General features: G+C 71.6%; 22 protein-coding genes. 7 read left to right on the top strand and 15 right to left on the bottom strand.

The features are described from left to right. Positions 1–54: 54 nt before the first annotated feature. From ABT154_RS32220 to ABT154_RS32195, 6 genes are read left to right on the top strand one after another with little or no spacing between them, the layout of a single operon-like run. Positions 55–525 (top strand): cupin domain-containing protein, encoded by a 471-nt coding sequence (locus ABT154_RS32220; protein ID WP_351861679.1) that lies wholly within the window; start codon positions 55–57, stop codon positions 523–525. Then, a complete protein-coding gene (locus ABT154_RS32215; protein ID WP_351861677.1) occupies positions 522–1790 on the top strand; it encodes a beta-ketoacyl-[acyl-carrier-protein] synthase family protein in 1269 nt (422 codons plus the stop codon). Before ABT154_RS32220 ends, ABT154_RS32215 begins: the two co-directional genes overlap by 4 nt. Then, positions 1787–3034: a ketosynthase chain-length factor gene (locus tag ABT154_RS32210; RefSeq protein WP_351861675.1), complete on the top strand. Its 1248-nt coding sequence runs from the start codon at positions 1787–1789 to the stop codon at positions 3032–3034. The genes ABT154_RS32215 and ABT154_RS32210 overlap by 4 nt, the downstream gene beginning before the upstream one ends. 24 nt (positions 3035–3058) lie before the next feature. Next, complete coding sequence (locus ABT154_RS32205; RefSeq protein ID WP_351861673.1) at positions 3059–3319, top strand: phosphopantetheine-binding protein; 261 nt, start codon at positions 3059–3061, stop codon at positions 3317–3319. Between the two features lies 1 nt (position 3320). Continuing rightward, positions 3321–3800, top strand: coding sequence for an SRPBCC family protein (locus ABT154_RS32200; protein WP_351861671.1), 480 nt, complete (start codon positions 3321–3323; stop codon positions 3798–3800). A 59-nt stretch (positions 3801–3859) separates the two neighbouring features. Beyond that, a complete protein-coding gene (locus ABT154_RS32195; RefSeq protein ID WP_351861670.1) occupies positions 3860–4192 on the top strand; it encodes a TcmI family type II polyketide cyclase in 333 nt (110 codons plus the stop codon). 91 nt (positions 4193–4283) lie between these two features. Here the strand turns inward: ABT154_RS32195 and ABT154_RS32190 are convergent, their stop codons facing one another. Together ABT154_RS32190 and ABT154_RS32185 are read right to left on the bottom strand one after the other, a co-directional pair. Then, a complete protein-coding gene (locus tag ABT154_RS32190; protein WP_351861668.1) occupies positions 4284–5312 on the bottom strand; it encodes a methyltransferase in 1029 nt (342 codons plus the stop codon). A 54-nt stretch (positions 5313–5366) separates the two neighbouring features. Then, positions 5367–6431: a right-handed parallel beta-helix repeat-containing protein gene (locus ABT154_RS32185; protein WP_351861666.1), complete on the bottom strand. Its 1065-nt coding sequence runs from the start codon at positions 6429–6431 to the stop codon at positions 5367–5369. A 185-nt stretch (positions 6432–6616) separates the two neighbouring features. Between ABT154_RS32185 and ABT154_RS32180 the strand changes: the two genes are divergently transcribed. Next, positions 6617–8164 carry an MFS transporter gene (locus tag ABT154_RS32180; RefSeq protein ID WP_351861664.1) on the top strand — a complete coding sequence of 516 codons (1548 nt, stop codon included), beginning with the start codon at positions 6617–6619 and terminating at the stop codon, positions 8162–8164. Positions 8165–8254: 90 nt separating this feature from the next. Here ABT154_RS32180 and hypE read toward each other — a convergent pair whose 3' ends face one another. The 13 genes from hypE to ABT154_RS32115 form a co-directional block, all read right to left on the bottom strand. Beyond that, positions 8255–9295 carry a hydrogenase expression/formation protein HypE gene (gene hypE / locus ABT154_RS32175; protein ID WP_351861731.1) on the bottom strand — a complete coding sequence of 347 codons (1041 nt, stop codon included), beginning with the start codon at positions 9293–9295 and terminating at the stop codon, positions 8255–8257. A 49-nt stretch (positions 9296–9344) separates the two neighbouring features. Further along, positions 9345–10520, bottom strand: coding sequence for a hydrogenase formation protein HypD (hypD, locus tag ABT154_RS32170; protein WP_351861662.1), 1176 nt, complete (start codon positions 10518–10520; stop codon positions 9345–9347). Next, the gene (locus tag ABT154_RS32165) at positions 10517–10834 is read right to left on the bottom strand and encodes a HypC/HybG/HupF family hydrogenase formation chaperone (RefSeq protein ID WP_351861661.1); all 318 of its coding nucleotides are present in this window, start codon (positions 10832–10834) and stop codon (positions 10517–10519) included. Before ABT154_RS32165 ends, hypD begins: the two co-directional genes overlap by 4 nt. A gap of 10 nt (positions 10835–10844) precedes the next feature. Beyond that, entirely contained in the window at positions 10845–13316 is a 2472-nt protein-coding gene (gene hypF / locus ABT154_RS32160; protein ID WP_351861659.1) for a carbamoyltransferase HypF, read from the bottom strand. Then, a complete protein-coding gene (hypB, locus tag ABT154_RS32155) occupies positions 13313–14008 on the bottom strand; it encodes a hydrogenase nickel incorporation protein HypB (protein ID WP_351861657.1) in 696 nt (231 codons plus the stop codon). Before hypB ends, hypF begins: the two co-directional genes overlap by 4 nt. Before the next feature lie 2 nt (positions 14009–14010). Further along, the gene (locus tag ABT154_RS32150; RefSeq protein ID WP_351861655.1) at positions 14011–14406 is read right to left on the bottom strand and encodes a hydrogenase maturation nickel metallochaperone HypA/HybF; all 396 of its coding nucleotides are present in this window, start codon (positions 14404–14406) and stop codon (positions 14011–14013) included. Between the two features lie 138 nt (positions 14407–14544). Beyond that, positions 14545–14685, bottom strand: coding sequence for a DUF6893 family small protein (locus tag ABT154_RS32145; RefSeq protein WP_351861653.1), 141 nt, complete (start codon positions 14683–14685; stop codon positions 14545–14547). Next, entirely contained in the window at positions 14682–15212 is a 531-nt protein-coding gene (locus ABT154_RS32140) for a hydrogenase maturation protease (RefSeq protein WP_351861651.1), read from the bottom strand. Before ABT154_RS32140 ends, ABT154_RS32145 begins: the two co-directional genes overlap by 4 nt. After that, on the bottom strand, positions 15209–16606 hold the full coding sequence (locus ABT154_RS32135; RefSeq protein ID WP_351861729.1) for a hypothetical protein: 1398 nt from the start codon (positions 16604–16606) through the stop codon (positions 15209–15211). The genes ABT154_RS32140 and ABT154_RS32135 overlap by 4 nt, the downstream gene beginning before the upstream one ends. Continuing rightward, complete coding sequence (locus ABT154_RS32130; RefSeq protein ID WP_351861649.1) at positions 16606–17241, bottom strand: DUF6084 family protein; 636 nt, start codon at positions 17239–17241, stop codon at positions 16606–16608. Before ABT154_RS32130 ends, ABT154_RS32135 begins: the two co-directional genes overlap by 1 nt. Continuing rightward, positions 17238–17897 carry a DUF5947 family protein gene (locus ABT154_RS32125; protein WP_351861647.1) on the bottom strand — a complete coding sequence of 220 codons (660 nt, stop codon included), beginning with the start codon at positions 17895–17897 and terminating at the stop codon, positions 17238–17240. The genes ABT154_RS32130 and ABT154_RS32125 overlap by 4 nt, the downstream gene beginning before the upstream one ends. Further along, positions 17894–18451 carry a NifU-related iron-sulfur-binding protein gene (locus ABT154_RS32120; protein WP_351861645.1) on the bottom strand — a complete coding sequence of 186 codons (558 nt, stop codon included), beginning with the start codon at positions 18449–18451 and terminating at the stop codon, positions 17894–17896. The genes ABT154_RS32125 and ABT154_RS32120 overlap by 4 nt, the downstream gene beginning before the upstream one ends. Then, positions 18448–20232 (bottom strand): nickel-dependent hydrogenase large subunit, encoded by a 1785-nt coding sequence (locus ABT154_RS32115; protein ID WP_351861644.1) that lies wholly within the window; start codon positions 20230–20232, stop codon positions 18448–18450. The genes ABT154_RS32120 and ABT154_RS32115 overlap by 4 nt, the downstream gene beginning before the upstream one ends. Positions 20233–20268: the final 36 nt, after the last annotated feature.

Below are 20268 nucleotides of genomic sequence, written 5' to 3'. Positions count from 1 at the left end.
TGCCGCCGCCCTCGCTCCCCCAGCACGTCACCGCCACATCTGGAGGTATCAACCATGCTCAAGCAGCGTCCACGCATCGTGAACCTGAGCGAGACGGAACCCAACCGCAGGCGGGGAGGTGACCTGAGGGCCATGCTCACGCCGGCCACCGTGGGTGCCACCAGCGGCTTCATGGGCCTGGCCATCGTTCAGCCGGGCGAGCGCATCGGCGAGCATTACCACCCGTACTCCGAGGAGTTCGTGTACGTCGTCTCGGGCGCACTGGAAGTGGACCTGGACGGCGACACGTACGCACTCCAGCCCGATCAGGGGCTCCTGATCCCGATCGACGTGCGGCACCGCTTCCGCAACGTGGGCGACGTGGAGGCCCGCATGGTCTTCCACCTGGGCCCGCTCGCCCCCCGGCCGAGCCTCGGCCACGTCGACACGGAGGTCACCGACGAGACCGAGGCCGCCGCCGCGGGCCCGCACGTGACCGTGCACGACCCGGGACGGGTGTCCGAGCGCAGCGGGGCCATCGAGTGACCCGGCGAGTGGCCGTCACCGGCATCGGTGTGGTCGCTCCGGGCGGCACCGGAGCGAAGGCGTTCTGGGACCTCCTCGCCGCCGGCCGTACCGCGACCCGCGGCATCACCCTGTTCGACCCGGTCGGTCTGCGCTCCCGCATCGCCGCCGAGTGCGACTTCGACCCGGCGGACCACGGACTGGATCCGGACCTGAGCCGCCACGCCGACCGGTACATCCAGTTCGCCGTCGTCGCCGCCGGGGAAGCCGTCCGCGACTCCGGACTCGACACCGACGCCGAAGACCCCTGGCGCGTCGCCGTCTCCCTGGGCAGCGCCGTCGGCGGCACCACCCGGCTCGAACACGACTACGTCCTGGTCAGCGAGGGCGGGCGGCGGTGGGACGTGGACCACCGCGCGGCCGGCCCCAAGCTGCACATGGCGTTCGCGCCGAGCACGCTCGCCTCCGTCGTGGCCGAACAGTTCGGCGCCCGCGGTCCGGTGCAGACCGTCTCCACCGGATGCACCTCCGGCCTCGACGCCGTCGGCTACGCCTTCCACACCATCGAGGAGGGCCGGGCGGACGTCTGCATAGCGGGCGCGTCGGACTCCCCTATCTCGCCGATCACCATGGCCTGCTTCGACGCCATCAAGGCCACGTCGCCCGACAACGACGACCCGGAGCACGCCTCCAGGCCCTTCGACAACAACCGCAACGGTTTCGTCATGGGCGAAGGCGCCGCCGTCCTCATCCTGGAGGAGTACGAGCACGCCAGGGCCCGCGGTGCGCACATCTACTGCGAGATCAGCGGATACGCCACCTTCGGCAACGCGTACCACATGACCGGTCTGACCGGCGAGGGGCTGGAGATGTCCCGGGCGATCGACTCCACGCTCGACAAGGCCCGGCTCGACCCCACGCTGATCGACTACGTCAACGCGCACGGTTCGGGCACCCGGCAGAACGACCGGCACGAGACCGCCGCCGTGAAGCGGTCCCTGGGGGCGCACGCCTACGACACGCCCATGAGCTCCATCAAATCCATGGTGGGGCACTCGCTGGGCGCGATCGGCGCGATCGAGGTGGCCGCCTGCGTCCTCGCGCTGAAGCACCAGGTGGTACCTCCGACGGCGAACTACGAGACCCCCGACCCCGAGTGCGACCTGGACTACGTGCCGCGCACCGCCCGCCCCCGGAAGCTCAGGAACGTGCTCTCCGTGGGCAGCGGATTCGGCGGCTTCCAGTCCGCGGTCCTCCTGACGGGGCCGGGCGGGAGGACACGATGAGCACTGAGCGCCCACGGCGCGCGGTCGTCACCGGCATCGGCGTGATCGCCCCCAACGGACAGCGTGGCGACGCGTACTGGAAGTCCGTCCGGGAAGGGCTCGGCGTACTGGACCGGATCACCCGTGAGGGCTGCGAGGACCTGCCGCTCAAGGTCGCGGGCGAGGTCCGGGGCTTCGACCCCTCCGCCCTGATCGAGGAGCGTTTCCTCGTCCAGACCGACCGCTTCAGCCACTACGCGATGGCTGCGGCCCAGCTCGCCCTCGACGACGCCGGTCTCGCCCACGACGACCCGGAGGATCCCTTCTCGATCGGCGTCGTCACCGCGGCGGGTTCCGGCGGCGGCGAGTTCGGCCAGCGAGAGCTGCAGAAGCTCTGGGGCCAGGGATCCAAGTTCGTCGGCCCGTACCAGTCGATCGCCTGGTTCTACGCCGCCAGCACCGGCCAGATCTCCATCCGGAGCGGGTTCAAGGGACCGTGCGGTGTGGTCGCGAGCGACGAGGCGGGAGGCCTGGACGGCCTCGCCCACGCCGCCCGGGCCGTGCGGCGCGGTACCGGCGCCGTGATCGTCGGAGCGGCGGAGGCGCCCCTCGCCCCGTACTCGATGGTGTGCCAGCTCGGATACCCGGAGCTCAGCACCGTCGAGGACCCGGGCCGCGCTTACCGGCCCTTCACCGCGGGAGCCTGCGGCTTCGTCCCCGCGGAGGGCGGCGCGATGCTCGTCGTGGAGGACGAGTCCCGTGCCCGCGACCGGGGGGCGGCCGTCCGGGCCGTCGTCGCCGGCCACGGCGCCACGTTCACCGGCGCCTCCCGATGGAAGGAGTCCCGGGAGGGACTCGCCCGCGCCATCCGTGTCGCCCTCGACGAGGCCGAGTGCGCCCCCGAGGAGATCGACGTCGTCTTCGCCGACGCCCTGGGCGTACCGGAAGCGGACCGCGCCGAGGCGATGGCGATCGCCGACGCCCTCGGGGCACACGCCACCCGCGTACCCGTCACGGCGCCCAAGACGGGCATCGGCCGCGCCTACTGCGGGGCGCCCGTCCTGGACACCGCCGCAGCGGTCTTCGCGATGGAACACGGCCTGGTCCCCCCCACCCCCAACGTGTTCGACATCTGCCACGACCTCGATCTGGTGATGTCCCGCGCTCGGCCCGCCGAGCTGCGCACGGCCCTCGTCCTCAGCCGAGGACTCATGGGATCCAACGCGGCGCTGGTCGTGCGCCGCGGCGACTGCTCCGCCCGGTAGGACCGGGCGGGAAGGAGAGCACAGATGATCACCACTTCACTGACCCTCGGCGAACTCGCCGCGCTGATGAAGCAGGCGGCCGGGGTCACCGTCGACGCCGGGAAGCTGGAGGAGGCGCCGGACACGCCGTTCGCCACCCTCGGCCTCGACTCGCTCGGCCTGCTCGGGATCGTCGGCGAGCTGGAGAACAAGTACAGCGTGGCGCTGCCCACCGACGCCGAGCGCTGCAAGACACCCGCCGAGTTCCTCGGCCTGGTCAACAACGCCCTCAGGACTGGAGTCTGACGTGGCCGGTCACACCGACAACAGCATCACCATCGACGCCCCGCTCGACCTCGTCTGGGACATCACCAACGACATCGAGAAGTGGCCCGATCTCTTCAGCGAGTACGCCTCCCTCGAAGTCCTCTCCCGCGAGGGCGACTCCACCTCCTTCCGCCTGACCATGCACCCGGACGAGTCCGGGAAGGTCTGGAGCTGGGTGTCGGAGCGCACCGTGGACCGCCCCGGGCGGACCGTTCGCGCCCGCCGCGTCGAGACCGGCCCGTTCGACCACATGAACATCCGGTGGGAGTACGAGGAGACGCCGGCCGGCGTCCACATGCGCTGGGTGCAGGACTTCGCGATGAAGCCCGACGCTCCAGTCGACGACGCCTGGATGACCGACAACATCAACCGCAACTCCCGTACGCAGATGGCCCTCATCCGGGACCGCATCGAGCAGGTCGCCCGCGACCGCCGGAGCGCCTCGGTCCTGCCCGGCTGACCGCACTCGGCCGTGCGCACCCCCGCCCACACCCACCCCACACCCAGGAGGGACGCTCGATGCACCACGCTCTGATCGTCGCCCGCATGGCGCCCGATTCGGCGCCGGCGATCGCCGACGTGTTCGCCACCTCCGACCGGGGCGAACTCCCGCACCTGGTCGGCGTCACCCGGCGTCGCCTGTTCCAGTTCGGCGACGTGTACCTGCACCTCATCGAGTCGGACCAGGACCCGGCGCCGGCCATCGCGAAGCTGGCCGGACACCCGGAGTTCCGGGACGCCAGCGAGAAACTGTCGGCGTACGTCAGCGCGTACGACCCGAAGACGTGGCGGAGCCCCAAGGACGCCATGGCGCAGTGCTTCTACCGCTGGGAGCGTGACGCGCGTTCCTGATCCGCCGATACGCACGGCAGGGAAACCCGAGGCCGCCCGCCCCGCGAACGACGCGGAGCGGGCGGCCTCGGGTTTCCCTCCTTCGTCCCCGTCAGACCGGAACGGTGCACTCGAAGGCGTGGAGGTACGCGTTGACCGGGCGGATCTCGCCGATGACGAGCCCCGCGTCCGTCAGCCGGTCGACCATGCTCTGCCGGGTGTGCTTCGCACCGCCGACGTTGAGGAGCAGCAGCAGGTCCATGGCGGTCGTGAACCTCATCGAAGGCGTGTCGTCCACGAGGTTCTCGATCACGACGACCCGGGCGCCGGGGCGCGCTGCCCTGCGGACGTTGGCGAGCGCCCTGCGGGTGCTGTCGTCGTCCCATTCCAGGATGTTCTTGATGATGTACACATCCGCCTGGACCGGGATGTCCTCACGGCAGTCGCCGGCCACGACACGGACCCGGGGGGCCAGCGCCCCGCTCCCGCGCAGGCGCGGGTCGGCGTTCTCCACCACTCCCGGCAGGTCGAGCAGCGTGCCGTGCAGGGAGGGGTACTTCTCCAGCAGGCTCGCCAGGACGTGTCCCTGTCCGCCTCCGATGTCCGCGACGGAGGACACGTCCGTGAGGTCGAGTAGGTTCGCGACGTCCCGTGCCGACTGCTGGCTCGACGTCGTCATGGCCCGGTTGAAGACATAGGCGGACTCGGGCGCCTCTTCGTTGAGATACGCGAAGAACTCCCGGTCGTACACGTCCTCGAAGACGTTGCGTCCGGAGCGCACCGCCTCGTCGAGCTTCGGCCAGACGTCCCACGTCCACGGCTCGGTGCACCACAGGGCGATGTACCGGAGGCTGTGCGGATCGTCCTCGCGCAGCAGCCGGGACATCTCCGTGTGGGCGAAGGTGCCGTCGGGGTTCTCGGTGAAGACCCCTTGGCAGGACAGCGCGCGCATCAGTCGGCGCAGTGTCCGCGGCTGGGTCTTCACCGCCGCTGCCAGGTCTTCCACGGTCATGGGCGTGTCGTCCAGGGCGTCGGCCACGCCGAGGCGGGCGGCCGCGCGTACAGCGGCGGCGCACGCCGCCCCGAATACGAGCTCCCTCAGCCGCATGGGCGGCGGGGGAGCCGGATCAACCGTTGTCATCTGTTGCCTTGTCCTTGCTGTCGTGCCATGGGCGGTGGCGGGGAGCCCGGTGGGTCAGCACATTCCGGCGGGCTCCGAGAGCGTGCACGTGTTGCGGGTGAAGGTGTTTCCCTTGCCGGGGTCCCGGTTGGCCAGATCGGCGGTGCTGTTGCGCATCACCACGTTGTCGCGGATCTCGTTCTGCTCGTTCAGGGCCCCCACGAAGCTCTTGAACAGCACGATGCCGCCCGAGAGGGGCGAGGTGCCCACGTTGTCGACGACCCTGTTCTTCTCGACCACCGTCTCCTCGGTACCGGTGAGGACGATTCCCGAGCCCTGCAGGAAGGGCAGACGGGGGGTCTTCGGGCAGTGCTTGTTGTTGGCGTGGATGTTGTTCCGGCGCAGGGTCATCGCCCCGGCGCGCGGCTTGGACTCGTCGCCCACCACGAACACCGCGGCGCAGTTCCCGGTCGCGTCGTTGTGGTCGACGGTCACGTTCCGCAGGCGCCTCACCGTGAGGCCGATCCGGTTGCCGGACAGGCTGTTGTGCGTGATCACCGTCCCCATGGTGTCCGTGGCGCCGCCCTCGCTGTCGACGGTGTTGGCCAGGAACAGTCCGGCGTCGCCGTTGTTCCGGGCGGTGTTGTGGCTGAACACGCCACGCACGGATCTCTCCTGGGCGATGCCCCACTGTCCGTTCTTGTCGGCGAGCACCTTGTGGACCGTGAGCCGGTCGGTCCAGGACGCCCACAGGCCGTTGCCGGTGAAGCCCCTGAGCGTGAGCGAGCGCACGGTGACGCCCTGGACGGGGCGGTTCTCCGTCCCGGTCACGCAGATACCGTGACCGGCCTTGGCGCACGCGTCGCCGGCAGCGGCGTCGCCGGGCACGATGACGGTGGAAGCGAGGCCCGAGCCTCGCAGCGTCAGGTCCGACGTGGTGATGCGGACGCTCTCACGGTAGGTACCGGGAGACAGGACGACGGTGTCCCCCGGTTTCGCGGCGTCCACCGCCTTCTGGATCGATTCGCCGGGCTTCACCAGGTGCGCCGTCCGGCCGTGGGCCGTCGGGGCGGCTGCGCCCAGCCCCGAGGCCACGACAGCCACGGTGCATGCCAGGAGTGCGATCTGTCGTTTGGTCATGTGCCGAAGCTATGAGCGCGTGTTCCGGCCTGCCACCGCTGATCCCCCAGGCGGACCTAGGCATACCTCCCTGCGGTCCACACATGGGCGTGGCGCGCGCGTCCCGGGTGAAAACGCGGCTCCCGCGTGGATCATGGCGCCGCCGGGGGCATCTCCTCGGTGCAGCGGGCAGGGAAGGGGTTCGGATGCGTAAGTGGTGGCCCTTGGCGGCGATCTGTCTGGGCACCTTCATGCTTCTTCTGGACGTCACGATCGTGACCGTGGCGCTGCCCGCCATGGCGGCGGACCTCGGCACCACGCTCTCCGAACTGGAGTGGGTGGTCGACATCTACGCCCTGGCACTGGCGTCGCTGTTGCTCGGCGTCGGTTCCCGCGCCGACCGGATCGGCCGCAAGAAGGTGTATCTCGTCGGGCTGACCGTCTTCACCGCGGCTTCGGTGGTGTGCGCGGTCGCTCCGAACGCGGGTGTGCTGATCGGCGCCCGGGCGGTACAGGGACTGGGCGCCGCCGGGATGTTCGGTACGACGATCGCCCTGCTCGGCATGCACTACAGCGGCCGGGAGCGCGGGGTGGCCTTCGCCGTGTGGGGCGCCACCAACTCGGTCGCCGCAGCCGCCGGGCCGATGGTCGGCGGACTCCTCACCCAGTACCTGGACTGGCGATGGATCTTCTTCGTCAACCTGCCGGTCTGCCTGGCCGCCGTCGTGATGACCCTGCGTTCGGTGCGAGAGGCCAAGGGGCAGGGACCGCAGCGTGCGGACGTGCTCGGCATGGTCACCTTCACGGTGGCGAGCGGGGCCCTCACGTTCGGGCTGATCAGAGCCCACTCCGACGGCTGGGCATCGTCCTTCACGCTCGGCCTGTTCGCGGCGGCGGCCGTCGCCCTCACCCTCTTCGTCGTGGTCGAGACGAGGCACGAGCACCCCGTCCTCGACCTGTCGCTGTTCCGCAGGCCGTCGTTCACCGGCATCATGATCAGCGCCCTTTTCCTGCAAGGCGCCGCGTTCGCCTATCTGTTGTTCGAGTCGCTGTGGATGCAGTCCGTACTGGGGTACGAGCCCGTCGAAGCAGGTCTGTACATCCTGCCCATGTGCGCCTCCGCGTTCGTCGTCTCCGCGCTCGCGGGCCGCTTCGGCCCCTGGCCACCCCGGGCGTGCATCGGGGGAGGGCTGGCGCTCATCGCCCTGGGCAGCGGGATGCAGGCCACCCTCGACGCGGGGTCTTCGGGCAGCAGCCTCGTGGCGGGTCTCGTCGTCTCCGGTCTGGGGGTCGGGCTCGTGACACCGAGTCTGTCGGCGGCGGCCCTGGCGACGGTGCCGCCGGAGCGCGGAGGCATGGTGGGCGGTGCGGTCAACACCTTCCGCCAGTTGGGCTTCGCCCTGGGGATCGCCGTGTTCGGCGTGATCTTCCAGTCGCGGATGGAGAGTGTGCTGAGGGCCGGCGGCAGTGTCCCGGACCCGCACGAGGCGGCCGTCGCTCTGAGCGGCGGACAAGCCCGGTCGATCGTTGCCGGCTGGCCGGAAGGTGAACGCGCCGAGATGGCGCACCTCGTACGTGAGGCGTTCGCGTCCGGCCTGAACGCGGTGCTGGTCGTGGCGGCGGCGCTGGGGGCGGTGGCCTCACTGCTCGTCGTCTCGACGGTACGCGTCCCCACGGGCGGCGCCGAGCAGCAGAAGCCGGAAGCGGGCGCGAGCCCACGCGGACAGGAGACACGAGCGGACGCCGCCCTGTAGCGGCGGAAGCCCATGACGCGCGGCGATGAGGGGACTCACCACGGTGGCGGAAGCCCCCTCCCCTGAGCGACGTGGCCGCCGCGCCCGAGCTCAGCAGATGCGCGGGAGCTGCTCTCCGAGCGGCATGTCCACGACGCGGGTGCCGCCGAGTCCGGTACGAGCCACCACCATGCCCGGGTGGGTCTCGACCGCCTCGCCGATCACCGCTGCTTCGGTGCCCATGGGGTGGGCGCGCATCGCGGCCAGTACGGCGTCGGCGTGGTCACGCGGGACGAAGGCCACGAGCTTGCCCTCGTTCGCCACGTACATGGGGTCGAGTCCGAGCACCGCGCAGGCGTTGCCGACCGCTTCGGGGACCGGGACGGCACGCTCCTGGACGACGACTCCCGTGCCGGACGCCGCCGCGATCTCGTTCAGCGAGGCGGCCAGTCCCCCGCGCGTGGGGTCGCGCAGCACGTGCAGGTCCCGCGTGACGGCGAGCATCGCCTCGACGAGGCCACCGAGCGGTGCGCAGTCGCTGTTGATCTCGACACCGAATTCGAGGCCCTCGCGCACGCTCATGATCGCGACGCCGTGCATCCCGATCGGGCCGCTCACGATCACGACGTCTCCGGGCACCACCCGTTGCGGGCGCAGGTCGACTCCGTCGGGGATCAGCCCGACTCCTGAGGTGTTGATGTAGATGCCGTCGCCGTGACCGGCCTCGACGACCTTGGTGTCACCGGTGACGACCTGAACGCCGGCCGCGCGTGCCGCCGCACCGAGGGCTTGCGCGACGCGGGCGACCACCTCGGTCTCGACGCCTTCCTCCAGGATGAACCCGCAGGAGAGGTGGCTCGCCCGGGCACCGCTCATGGCGAGGTCGTTCACGGTGCCGTTGACGGCGAGGTCGCCGATGCTGCCCCCGGGGAAGAACAGAGGGCGGACCACGAAGGAGTCCGTGGAGAACGCCAGGCGGGCGCCGCCGATCCGGATCTCGGCCGCGTCGGCGGTGTGCGCGAGGGCCGGTCCGCCGTAGGCGGGCGCGAAGACGTGCTCGATCAGCTCGGCGGACAGTACTCCTCCGCCGCCGTGGCCCATGACGATGCGTGGTCGGTCGCGCAGTGGCGCCGGGCAGGTCCAGGCGAGCATGTCGGGTGCCGGCTGCGCGGCGTCGGCCGCCGGGGTGGTGCTGACGGTGTCAGGCAAGGGGGCTGCCCTCCAAGGGAGCGGTGACCGGGGACGGGGTGCCGGAGGCCGACGCGGGAGGTCTCGGTCCCGGGGTTCCCGCGTCGAGCCGCCGGTAGAGGTAGTAGGCGGCGCAGGCGCCCTCGCTGGACACCATCGTGGCGCCGAGCGGGGAGCGGGGCGTGCAGGTGGTGCCGAACGCTTCGCACTCGTTCGGTTTCAGCAGGCCCTGGAGGACTTCGCCGCTGCGGCACTCGGCGGGCTCGCGGGTGTCGATCCCCTCGACGGAGAAGCGGTGCTCGGCGTCGTGGTCACGGTAGCGCTCGGACAGGCGCCAGCCGCTGTCCGGGATGACGCCGATGCCGCGCCAGGCCCGGTCGGCGATCTCGAAGACATCGCCCAGCATCGCCTGTGCCGCCGGATTGCCCTCGGCCGTCACGGCGCGCTGGTAGGCGTTCTCGACCCTGTGCTCGCCCCGCTCCAGCTGGAGCAGGGTCCTGCGTACGCCTTCCAGGATGTCCAGCGGCTCGAATCCGGTCACCACGATCGGCACCCGGTGGCGTTGCGCGAGCTCCGGGTACTCGGCCGTGCCCATCACACTGCAGACATGGCCGGCGGCGAGGAAACCCTGGACGCGGCAGTCCGGGGACCGCATGATCGCGTCGATCGCAGGGGGGACGCGGACGTGGGACACGAGCAGGCTGAAGTTACGGATGTTCCGCTTGCGCGCCTGATGCACCGTCATCGCGTTGGGCGGCGCCGTGGTCTCGAAGCCGATGCCGAAGAAGACCACCTCCCGGTCCGGGTTCTGCTCGGCGATCCGCAGCGCGTCCAGCGGGGAGTAGACCACCCTGACGTCACCGCCTTGCCCGCGGACCTGGAACAGGTCGCGACCCGTGCCGGGGACGCGGAGCATGTCGCCGAAGGAGCAGAAGATCACCCCTGGCCGGGAAGCGATCTCCAGGGCCTTGTCGATCATCTCCAGCGGAGTGACACAGACCGGACAGCCCGGGCCGTGGATCAGCTCGATCTCGGGCGGCAGGAGCTGGTCGATGCCGTGCCGGATGATGCTGTGGGTCTGGCCGCCGCAGACTTCCATCAGGGCCCAGGGGCGCGTCACCGTCGCGCGGATCTCGTCGAGCAGCCGGCCTGCCAGGTCCGGGTTCTGGAACTCATCGATGTACTTCACGGCCGTACCTCCCCGTGGACGTCACCCTGCGTCTGCCACTCGCCTCCCGCGGCCTCGGCGGCCTCCCACGGGTCTCCGAACTCCTCCTGGAGCAGGCCGAGGGTCTCGAACAGCTCCAGCGTCCGCCGGGCCGACTCCTCGTCGAGCTTCTGGAGGGCGAAGCCCACGTGCACGATGGCGTACTCACCGGGCTTCAGGTCCGGCAGGTACTCCAGGCACACCTCCTTGACCACGCCGCCGAAGTCGACCGTGGCCATCCGGGTGCCGTCCCGGTCCTCGACGTCCAGCACTCTTCCGGGTACCGCCAGGCACATGGGTGTCTCCTCACTTTCGCTCTCGTCGTGACGTGCCGGGGGCCGCCCCGCCCGTGATCCGGGCGGCCACGACGAGCTGGCCGAGAGCCAGACCGCCGTCGTTCGGCGGGATCCGGCGGTGGCGCAGGACGGTGAAGCCGTCCTCCCGCAGTCCACCGGCGCAGGCCGAGGAGAGCACCGTGTTGGCGAACACTCCCCCGGTCAGGGCGACGGTCTCCACGCCGGTCTCGTCGCGGGCGGCGGCGCAGACCACACGCACCAGCCGGGCCACGGCGCGGTGGAACCGCGCCGCGACGACAGCCGCGGGGGTCCCGTCCAGCACGTCGGCGACCACCGCCGTCAGAAGGGGTGCGGGGTCGGCGGTGAGCGGGGCGCCGGGCCGCGGCGGGCCGAGCCGGAAGGCGTAGCGCGCGTCCTCGGCCACGGCGGGTGCGCGCAGGGCCGCGGCCTCCAGCTCGATCGCGGCCTGCGCCTCGTATCCCGCGTGCTGGCAGACCCCCGCGAGGGAGGAGACGGCGTCGAAGAGGCGCCCCATGCTGGACGTGGGCACGCAGTTCAGCGCGCGCTCCAACTGCCTTTCCAGCAGGGGTAGTTCTCCGGGCGGGCAGGCTCGGGTGCAGGGCAGGGCGCGGTCGGCGGCGAGGCCCGCGGCCCGCAGGTGGGACAGGGCCATGCGGTAGGGCCGTCGTACGGCCGCGTCACCGCCCGGCAGGGGTACGCAGGCCAGGTGCGCGAACCGTCGGAACCCGGCGTAGTCCGCGAGAAGGAACTCACCGCCCCACACGGCGCCGTCGAGACCGTAGCCGGTGCCGTCGAAGGCCACACCGATCACGGGACGCGTGCCGTCGAGACCGTTCTCGGCCATCGCCGCCGCGACGTGCGCATGGTGGTGTTGTACGGGGACGACGGGCCGTCCCGCCGCGTGTTCGCGGGCCCAGCGGGTCGACCGGTAGGCGGGGTGGCGGTCGGCGGCGAGCAGTCCGGGCCGTACGCCCGTGACGGACTCCAGGTGCCCCTCGGCGGAGGCGACGGCGAGCTGGGTGGCGATGTCGTCCATGTCGCCGATGTGGGCGGAGAGCCAGGCCTGACGTCCGTCGCCGAGGCAGAAGGTGTTCTTCAGGTCCCCTCCGACGGCGAGGGCGGGGGCGACCTCGACGGACAGCGCGACCGGCAGCGGCGCATAGCCCCGGGAGCGGCGCAGCGTCAGCTGTTCGCCGTCGCAGACGCGGACGACGGAGTCGTCGCAGGGCACGTGGATGGGTCGGTCGTGCAGCAGCCAGGCGTCCGCCAGACCGGCGAGCCTGCTCAGTGCCTCCGCGTCGTCCGTGACGATGGGCTCGCCCGCGAGATTGCCGCTGGTCATCACCAGCAGCCGGGGCCCTTCCCGGTCCGCCGTGCCGAGGCCGAGGAGGAGATGGTGCACCGGGGTGTACGGGAGCATGAAGCCGAGGTCCGGGCTGCCCGGCGCCACCGCCCGCGCCGGTGCGGCCCCATCGCGCGGCCGGGCGTCGTCACGGCGGCGCAGCAGGACGACGGGCCGGACGCCGCCGGTGAGGAGTTCACGTTCGAGCGGGCCGAGGTGCACGAGGGGCTCGATGTCGGCGAGGTCCGCGGCCATCATCGCGAACGGTTTGTCACCCCGCGCCTTGCGGCGGCGCAGTTCGGCCACCGCGTCGGGGTTCGTCGCGTCGCAGGCCAGGTGGTAGCCGCCGAGGCCTTTGACCGCGAGGATCGCGCCGGAGGCGAGCATCCTGCGCGCGGCGGCGACCGGGTCGGCACCGGGATCGACCCCGTCGGAGTCGGCCCGGTCGGAGTCGGCCCGGTCGGAGTCGGGCGCCGGACCGGTGCCGACGGGGGCGGGGCCGCCGGGTGCCGTGACCAACCGCAGCCGGGGCCCGCAGCGGAGGCAGGCGACGGGCTGCGCGTGGAAGCGCCGGTCGGCCGGGTCCGCGTACTCCCGGGCGCAGTCCGGACACATCGGGAAGCCGGCCATGGTGGTGTGGACCCGGTCGTAGGGCAGTCCCGTGACGATCGTGAAGCGCGGGCCGCAGTTGGTGCACGTGATGAAGGGATGCAGGTACCGCCGGTCGGCCGGATCCGCGAGCTCCGCGAGGCAGTCGTCGCAGGTGGCGGTGTCCGGCGGGACGAGGGTGCGGACGGCGCCACCCTGGCGGGAGGGCACGATCGCGAATCCGCTGCCGCCGCTCGCGCTCACCTCGGCCGCCTCGACCGACTCCACCCGGGCCAGGGGCGGGGCATCGGGCGCGAGGCGGGCGCAGAAGGACGCGACGTCCGCGGGGTCTCCCTCCACCTCCGCGACGACGCCGTCCGCCGTGTTGGTGACGTGGCCGGACAGGCGCAGTCCGGTGGCGAGGGCGTAGACGAAGGGCCGGAAGCCCACGCCCTGCACGACACCACGGACGACCACACGGCTGCGCCGCGGGGCCATGGCGGGGGCGGGTCCGGGCCGCGCCGTGGTCATGCCTCGGCCCGGGCCATCGCCGGGGTGTGGACGCGGCTCCCCTCGGCCGTCGCGAGGGCCCGCTCCAGCAGCACGCCGGCTCCCTGGCCGTCACGCGCCGAGCTGAGGACGACCTCGACGCCGGGGTTGACCTGTTGCACGTTGGCGCGGAAGGCCGTCTCGTCGAACTCCGCGGCCTCGGCCATGTCGTGCTTGGTGACGATCACCAGCTGCGCGAGGCCGAACGCGGTGGGGTACTTGAGCGGCTTGTCCTCCCCCTCGGTGACCGAGGCGAGCACGACACGGAGGGACTCCCCCAGGTCGTAGCCGGCGGGGCAGACGAGGTTGCCGACGTTCTCGACGAACAGCAGCCGGACGGACTCGGGCAGCCAGTCGTGCAGGTGCCGGGCGACCATGTCCGCCTCCAGATGGCAGAGGCCGTCGGTGAGCACCTGCTTGACGGGAACGCCCGAGCGGGCCAGGCGGCGGGCGTCGTTCTCGGTGGCCAGATCGGCGGTGAGCGCGGCGGCGCTGACGCCCCGCTCGCCGGCGAGGCGCAGTTCGCGCTCCAGCAGGGCGGTCTTCCCGCTGCCGGGGCTGGAGAGCAGGTTGATCACGGTGGTGCCGCGGGCGCTCAGCTCGGTGCGCAGGACGTGTGCCGCGGCATCGTTCTTGGCGAGGACGGCGCGCTGGAGATCGACGGCTCGGCACATGCTCAGCTCTCCTCGGTGATCGGTCGGCGATGTCGTTCACGCGTCGTTTCGGGGCAGGCCCAGCGGACCTCCCGGATCTGGAGTTCACGGCCGGAGACCAGTTCGCCGGCCGCGGCGCCGCAGCCCGGACAGAGCAGCCGGGGCGGCATGCCGACCGCCCAGTCCTCGGCGCACGGCGCGCAGCGCGCGGTGCCCGGGACGGTACGGGTGATCAGCTCGGCGCCCTCGACGACGGTTCCGGCACAGGCGAGTTCGAAGCAGAAGGCGAGGGCGTCGGCGACGACGCCGGCCAGCTCGCCCACGTCCAGCTCGATGCTGCTGACGCCGACGGCCCCGCGGGACTTCGCCGCGGCCTCGACCTGGTCGACGACGGCGACCGCGAGGGACATCTCGTGCATCGGTCTCCGTCCTGGGCGCGGGGGTCTCGGGCGCCATTAGAGAGCGGGGGGCGACGGGGGCACGCCCGGCACGCCGGGACCGGACGGCGGTGTCGTCCGTTCGGTGCAGCCGGCCGCACCACCGGACCCGCGGCTGCGTCACATCCTGCTGATGCGCAGATAGCGCCGGACGTCGGGGAGGACTGCGACGACGACGGCCACGACGGCCAGGGCGGCGGTGGCGGCGACTGCGACGCCGAGGACGTTCCTGTGCATGGTGCTCTCCGTTTCGGTCTTCATACGACGGCTTCCTGTCGGACCAGTTCGGTCACCATGCGCACCGCCTCGGGGACGGCCGCGGAGACCTGTGGGCTGAGCCCGATGCCCTCGTCGAGGCAGGCCGGTTCGCAGCCGACGACGAGGATCCGCCGTGGCGGCGCGGCCCCGGTTCCCGCGCAGAGGGTGTCGAGCAGGGCGAGGACGGCGTCGGGCGTCATCCGGTGGCCGTCGAGCGGCGCGGGCTCCGTCTCGCGGGCGCGGTCGTCGGCCGCCGAGGCGTCGATCAGATAGAGCGTCCCCGGTTCACCGCCGCGGGCGGTGACGTCGACGAGGACGAGGGTGTCCCAGCCGTCGAGGAGTTCGTAGGCGAGGTGGACGCCCCGGACCCCGACGTCGGCCAGCTCGACGCAGGCGGGTAGTTCCTCGCGGGTGAGCCGCCGCAGGGTCTCCACGCCGAAGCCGTCGTCGCCGAGGAAGATGTTGCCCACCCCGGCCACGAGGGTGCGGGCCGTGCCGGGCGCCCGGGCCTCGGGCGCGGGGCCGTTCACACGTCCTCCAGGGCTTCGACCTCGTCGGGCTGGAAGTAGAGGAACCGGCCCTGTTCGCGGCGGATGTCGGCGCCCGGGTCGTCCTCCACGGTCACCGCGATGTGGACTCCGCCGTCGACGTCGTGGAGGACCGCCTCGACCAGCGCGCCGCGCCCGTCGAGGAACAGGTCCTGGGCGTCCGTGCGGCGCAGCCGGGGGCGCAGGACGACCCTGCTGCCCGCGCGGACCGCGCGTCCGTCCACGAGGACGTGGTCACTGCCCGGGTCGACACCGGTGTCGCCGCCCGGGTCCCACCAGGGCGTCTCCGGTTCGAGGATGTTTCCGGCCGGCTTCGGGGGCCCGGTGACGCTCTGGAGGCTCCGTACCGCTCCGTGCAGACGCTCCAGGACTTCGGGGGGCATGGTGTCCGCCAGCTCGATCACGGCCGCGGCGCGGGCGTCGGTCCCTCTGGCCTCGCGCTTCTCCTCGTCGGTGAGGGCCGCCGTGCGCAGGGCGAGGATCTCGTCGATCTCGGTCGCGTCGTAGAGGGCGCCGGGGCTCTCGGGCGCGATGGCCGGGTGGTCCTCCAGGATGATCGGCGAGGAGAGCATCAGGTCGTCGCGGCCGGGTTCGCCGGCCAGGACGGGCCAGGTGTGCAGGTTGCGGCAGGCGGCGACGGCGCCCCTGGCCCATTCCGGCGGGTCGGTCATCGACAGGAACGAGCCGCCGTCGATACGGAGCAGCGTGTGGGTGGCGACGAGGGAGTACGGCAGCGCCGCGTGCCGGTCGGCGTCCCGCTCGGCGGTCCAGTCGCTGGTGTTCTCCACCGTGACCGAGAGACGCTCGACGCGGTACGGGCCGTCGAGTTCGGCCGTCGAGATCCGCAGGGTGCCGCTGATCCCCTCGCGCCTGCGTACGAGTCGGCCGAGGACGCGTCCGTCGGCGTCGGTGACCTCCTCCGTCTCCTCGGCGGCGGGGCGGGAGAAGGGCAGGGCGGTGCCGTCGCCCCGCAGTTCGGCGACGGGGACGACGAGGGCGACGCGCTCCTCGACGCCTTCGTCCCAGGCCACCAGGACCCGGTCGGCCAGCCGGAGTTCACCGGTCGGCGCGTAGGTCCCGTCCTCGCGCAGTTCCTCGACGGTACGCCGCTGGGCTCGCAGGAAACGGACCTCCACGGCGAGTTCGGCGCCGGCCCTGGGCTCCATGAGGCACTCGGTGAGCTGGAAGTCGTGCTCTTCGGCTGCGGCGCTCCAGGACGGCGGCACCAGGACCCCGAACTGCCACCGGAGCCGGTTCTTCGCGGCGGACGCACGGTACGGGTAGAGGACGTACCCCTCGAAGAGGACGGCGTCGGCGACGTGCCGGGCGACGGCGAAACGCGCCTCGGTGCCGGGGGTGAAGGCGACGGTGGTCATCATGTCCTCTCCCCCGCCGCTTCGAGCAGGGACTCGACGGTGGCCTCCCAGGACGGAAGGGCCCGGCGCGAGCGGTAGGCGAGCAGGGCGTCCATCGCGTCGCCCGGCAGCCGGATCCATCCGCAGCCGGGAAAGTGCTGGTCGATCATCTCGCGCCACACCTTCACGGGCATGCGGTGGGAGACCTCCTTGTCCCAGGGAACGGGCTCTACGTGGAAGCCGCCGGCGCCGGTGAAGGCGGTGCCGGAGAAGAGCAGGAGCAACGGGACGTCGCCGTCGGAGAGCGCCCGGAAATAGCGGGACGCCGCGATGTCGGTGTCATAGGTGCACGGCACGACGAGGTCGGTCTCGATCTCGCCGGTGAAGCCGGGCACCATGACGGAGGCCTGGGCGAACTGGACCGGATTGAGGCTGCTGCCCCACCGGGAGCGTTCGCCGAAGAGATCGCCCAGAGCCGCGGCCTCGTGGTCGTCGTAACCGCGCCGGGCGGGTTCGACACGGATCTGGCAGCGCAGGGCCATGGCGTGGACCGGGGTGCCGCCGCTGGCGGTGATCCGCAGCCGGAACACGAGCGTGGGTCCGGCCGCGTAGGCGTCGGCGCGGACATCGGTGCAGCTGAAGGAGAACTCGGTCACGGTCGGCTCCCCTGCGGCTCGCGGGCCAGGGCGCGGACGTGGGTGAAGAGGTCGTCGAGGGCCGCCCGCGCCTCCGCGCCCCCGTCGAAGCCCTGCCAGTGCAGTCGCATGCGGCCCACCAGTTCGTAGCAGAGGTCGATCGGCACGAGGAAGCACTCGGTGCGGCCCTCGTGGCGGCGCAGCAGCAGGGCCTCGACATCGGGTTCGAGGTGGGCGGCGAGCCGAGTGGCGTCGAGGACGGACCGCCAGGCCTCGTCGTCCGGTTCGCTCTCGGTGGCGCCGGCGGGGCTCGGGTAGAGCACCACCGGCCGGTCGAGGGCGGAGTTGCGGAAGAAGAACGCGACCGAGACCGGGATCCGCAACGACTCCCAGGCCCGGTCGTCGATCCGGTGGCCCGGGTCGCTCAGGTAGCGGCCGGGGACCGCCCGGAACCGCCCCGGGGAGGCGGCGGAGCGGTCCATGAGCTGCGCGCACGGGCCGCAGGCGCAGACCAGGGCCCGCTTGTCCGTGTCGACGAGATGCGGGTGACGCTCCTCGGCCGCCAGCGGGGCGCCGCACAGTTCGCAGCGCTCCTCGCGGGGCGGGCGGGGTGTGGTGAACCGGCGCAGGCCGGTGGGCGGCGGGCGCCGCACGGCGCTGTTCGGCGGCCCGTTCACAGGGCGGCCGATGAGCGGCCGTCCGCGCCCGCGGGCGACGGACGGGTGCCGATCTGGAGCAGCGCCGGTTCACGCGGGGCGCGGCTCTCCAGCTCCACGCCGGTCACCTCGGGGGCGAAGCAGGCGAGGGCGTCCGCGGCCGCCTGCCGGACGGACTCCTGAGTGCCGGAACAGCCGCAGCCGGTCGAGGCGGTGGCCCGCAGCCGCAGCACGCCCGTCGCCGGGTCGAATCCGGCGTTCTCGACGGGCTGCGGCAGGGCGGACAGGGCGCGGTCGATACGGGTCGGCGCGTCCTCGGGGTGCAGTCCGTGCAGGTTGAGGAGGCTCGCGACGAGTTCGTCCGCGAGCAGCGGGTCCAGCGGGTCGGCGGGCGGGCGGGCGGCGGGGCGCCCCAGGAGTTCGACGACGCGGGCGATGCCGCTGCCGTAGAACTCCATGAGGACGCGTACGACTTCCTCCGCGGCCGCGGAGGCCTCGGCGTCGCCGTTCTCGGCCAGCCGGTCCAGGACCTCCTCGACCCGCCGACCCGCCTGTTCGGCGGTGGTCGCGCTCATCCGGCCAGACCGCTCAGGCCGGTGGGCACGTGCATCTGCTTCACGGTCCTGCCGTCGCCCGTGTACATGTGGACGCCGCAGGGCAGGCAGGGGTCGAAGCTGCGCACGGCGCGCATGATGTCGATGCCCTTGAAGTTCTCGGGCGTGTTCTCCTCGAAGATCGGGGTGTTCTGCACCGCGTCCTCGTACGGGCCGGGGGTTCCGAACGTGTCCCGCGTGGAGGCGTTCCACGGCGTCGGCGGATAGGGGTGGTAGTTGGCGATCTTGCCGTCCCTGATGACCATGTGGTGCGAGAGGACACCTCGTACGGCCTCGGTGAAGCCGACGCCGATGGACTCGTCCGGCACTTCGAACTTCTCCCACGTCTGCGTGCGTCCGGCGCGAACCTCCTCCAGGCCCTTCTCGGCGCAGTGCAGGGCGACGGCGGCCGCGTACGCCTGGAAGTAGGTCCGGGCGCGGTTGCGCTCCAGGGCGTTGCTCCACTTCGGGATCTTCCACTCGAAGGTGGTCTCCGGCTTGGTCATCGTCCGGGGGAGGTTGATGACGACGCTGTGCCCGGTGGCCTTGATGTAGCCGATGTCGACGAGGCCGGAGAGCGCGGTGGACCACAGGCGCGCGAGGGGGCCGCCGCCGGTGTCCAGTGCCAAGTGGTCCTTGCCGTCGAACCAGCGCGGGGACATGACCCAGCTGTACTTGTCGTCGAAGTTCCGCTTCTGCGGGGCCGGGATGGTGTGCTGGTTCCACGGGTGGCGGGGGTCGACCGGGTTGCCCAGCGGATCGTGGGTGACGAACTGCTCCTGGCCCTGCCAGTCCTCGTAGTACGAGCTGCCGAGCAGGATGCGGATGCCGAGGTTGATCTCGGTGAGGTCGTTGGTCACCAGCTTGCCGTCGACGACGACACCGGGGGTGACGAACATCCGCCGGCCCCAGTCGGTCATGTTGGCGTAGGTGAAGTCGCAGTGCTCGGGGTCGTTGAGCGCGCCCCAGCAGCCGAGCAGCACACGGCGGCGGCCGACCTCCTCGTAGCCGGGCAGCGCCTCGTAGAAGAAGTCGAAGAGGTCGTCGTGGAGCGGGACGACCCGCTTCATGAACTCCACGTAGCGCATGAGGCGGCTCATGTAGTCGGTGAACAGCTGCACGGACGCGACCGTGCCGACACCACCGGGGTAGAGGGTGGAGGGGTGGACGTGCCTCCCCTCCATGAGACAGAACATCTCCCGGGTGTAGCGGCTGACCTGGAGCGCCTCTCGGTAGAACTCGCCTTCGAGGGGGTTGAGGGAGCGCATGATGTCCGCGATCGTGCGGTAGCCGTGCTCGGCGGCGTGCGGCGCCTCGGTGCGCTCGGCCAGCTCCAGGACGCCGGGGTTGGTCTCGCGGACCATCTTCTCGCAGTAGTCGACCCCGACCAGGTTCTCCTGGAAGATGTTGTGGTCGAACATGTACTCAGCGGACTCGCCGAGGTTGATGATCCACTCACCGAGGTGCGGGGGCTTCACGCCGTACGCCATGTTCTGCGCGTACACCGAGCAGGTCGCGTGGTTGTCACCACAGATGCCGCAGATGCGGCTGGTGATGAAGTGCGCGTCGCGGGGGTCCTTGCCCCGCATGAAGACGCTGTATCCGCGGAATACGGAGGAAGTGCTGTAGCACTCCGCGACGCGCTTCTGCTTGAAATCGATCTTCGTGTGGATGCCGAGACTGCCCACGATCCGGGTGATGGGGTCCCAGGCCATCTCCACAAGGCCGGAGCCGTCACCCGTCGTCTTCGCCGGAGATGCCATGGTCGCTGTGGTGCCCTTCGTCAACTCTTCGACTTC

The sequence above is a fragment of the Streptomyces sp. NPDC001728 genome (assembly GCF_040297565.1).
Lineage (GTDB): Bacteria > Actinomycetota > Actinomycetes > Streptomycetales > Streptomycetaceae > Streptomyces.
This window is presented reverse-complemented; position numbering and strand designations above follow the sequence as displayed.